The organism is Arthrobacter sp. Y3223164, assembly GCF_059091005.1.
In genome coordinates this window covers 1-1,654 of the sequence record NZ_JBNHGF010000516.1, presented here as the reverse complement: position 1 = coordinate 1,654, position 1,654 = coordinate 1, and the positions used below count along the sequence as shown (strand labels likewise).

3 protein-coding genes are annotated in these 1,654 nt (G+C 69.0%); 2 read left to right on the top strand and 1 reads right to left on the bottom strand.

The features are described 5' to 3' along the window. Positions 1 to 192 (bottom strand): hypothetical protein (locus tag AC5RUJ_RS15975; protein WP_494156209.1); only part of this gene is annotated, 192 nt, incomplete at its 3' end. A 166-nt stretch (positions 193 to 358) separates the two neighbouring features. Here AC5RUJ_RS15975 and AC5RUJ_RS15970 point away from each other — a divergent pair. Beyond that, on the top strand, positions 359 to 844 hold the full coding sequence (locus AC5RUJ_RS15970) for an inorganic diphosphatase (RefSeq protein WP_494001923.1): 486 nt from the start codon (positions 359 to 361) through the stop codon (positions 842 to 844). 200 nt (positions 845 to 1,044) lie between these two features. After that, positions 1,045 to 1,654: hypothetical protein (locus AC5RUJ_RS15965; protein WP_494156208.1), on the top strand; the 610-nt coding region annotated here is incomplete at its 3' end.

Here is a 1,654-nt window from a genome sequence, read left to right as displayed (position 1 = left end):
CTCGCCGGCCGGCTTGAGCGGCTGCGGCTCCGCCAGCTCGGTGGGCGGCAATTGCGCCGCAGGGGTGCTGATAACCGGCTCTGGCTCCGGCCAATCGATGGCCTGGCCGAGGTTTAGGGCGGCGGGCACGGCCAGCACGGCGAAGACGACTGCCAGCAGCCCGGAGGTGAGCACGCGGAAGCCACGCCCCATGCTGCCCCTCCTGAGGATCTTGAAGTGTTGGGAACGCCCCGCGCCAACCCCGATGCCGGTACGGAAGGGCAAGACCTATATCGTTAAGCGTAGTCCGGCGCCGGGCCACGGCCGTGCATCGGCGGCGCCGAAGCCAATTTTCCGAACGTCTCCAAGGAGCGAAGCCATGCAGCATGACGTCACCATCGAGATCCCCAAGGGTTCGCGCGTCAAGTACGAAATCGACCATGAGACCCACCGCCTCCGCCTGGACCGGGTGCTGTTCACGTCCATGCAGTACCCCACCCACTACGGCTTCTTCGAGGACACGCTGGGCGAGGACGGCGATCCGCTGGACGCGATGGTCATGCTGCAGGACTACGACCTGCTGCCCGGTGTCGTGGTCGAATCCCGCCCCATCGCCGTCTTCAACATGACCGACGACGGCGGCGGCGACGCCAAGGTGCTGTGCGTTCCGGCCGACAAGCGCTTCGACCACATCCAGGAGCTGTCCGACGTGCCGGAGTTCCTCGTCAAGGAAATCGAGCACTTCTTCACCCGCTACAAGGACCTGGAGCCGGGCAAGTGGGTCAAGGCCGAGGGCTGGGCCGACCGCGCCGCCGCCGAGGCCGAACTGGAAGCCTCCATCCGGCGCTTCGCCGCCCAGGGCTAAGGCCAACCGGCGACGAACGGCCGGGCAGCCACGCCCGGCCTGAACCGAGCCTTGCCGCTCGAAACCGGCAGGAACAGCGACGGCGGTCCGGACCCTTCAGGTCCGGGCCGCTTTTGCCTTCCCCGGGGGCGACCGGCGGCAGGACACACCAGCCAACCGGAATCGGTTGTTCCTGCCCGGACGGGCGCAATACTGGTGCCATGTACGTGCTCACGATCAACCAGCGCGATTCCCGCGAGGCGGGCGACCAGGTGCCCGCCCTGATCAAGGCGCTGCGCCACCTGACCGCGGCGATCCCCTTTCAGCGGTCTGTCGGCGACGAAGCGATCGGCGCGGTCGAGAAGCCGTCCACGGCCATCGACGCCGCCCTGATCGCGCTGCGCGCCAGGCGCTGGCATGTGGGAATCGGCGTGGGCGAACTGCGGCCGCGGCTTCCGGAGGACATCAAGGACGCCGAAGGGTACGGCCTGGTCTACGCACGGCGCGCGGTGAACCGGGCCCGGAAAACCGGTGACCGCGTTCCGCTGGCCGTGTCCGGGCCCGATGCTGAGGTCGCCGCCGAAGCAGAAGCCGTGCTGCGGCTCATCGGCCAAATCGTCGCCACCCGCACCGACGCGGAGTGGAAGGTGCTGGACCTGATGACGCCGGGAGCGCGCGGCCAGCAAAAGTACGTTGCCGAAGAACTGGGCATCACCAGCCAGGCCGTGAGCAAGGCGGTGGTCCGCTCGCACTGGGTGGAGGAGTGGGCCTGCCGTCCGGCCGCCGCCCGGCTGCTGGACCTTGTCCACGGGCCCGCCTCCCCGGCCGCCG

What these genes read in the sequence shown, in the direction of transcription:
- AC5RUJ_RS15970 (WP_494001923.1), top strand. Translation starts at nt 359, where the DNA reads ATGCAGCATGACGTCACCATCGAGATCCCCAAGGGTTCGCGCGTCAAG.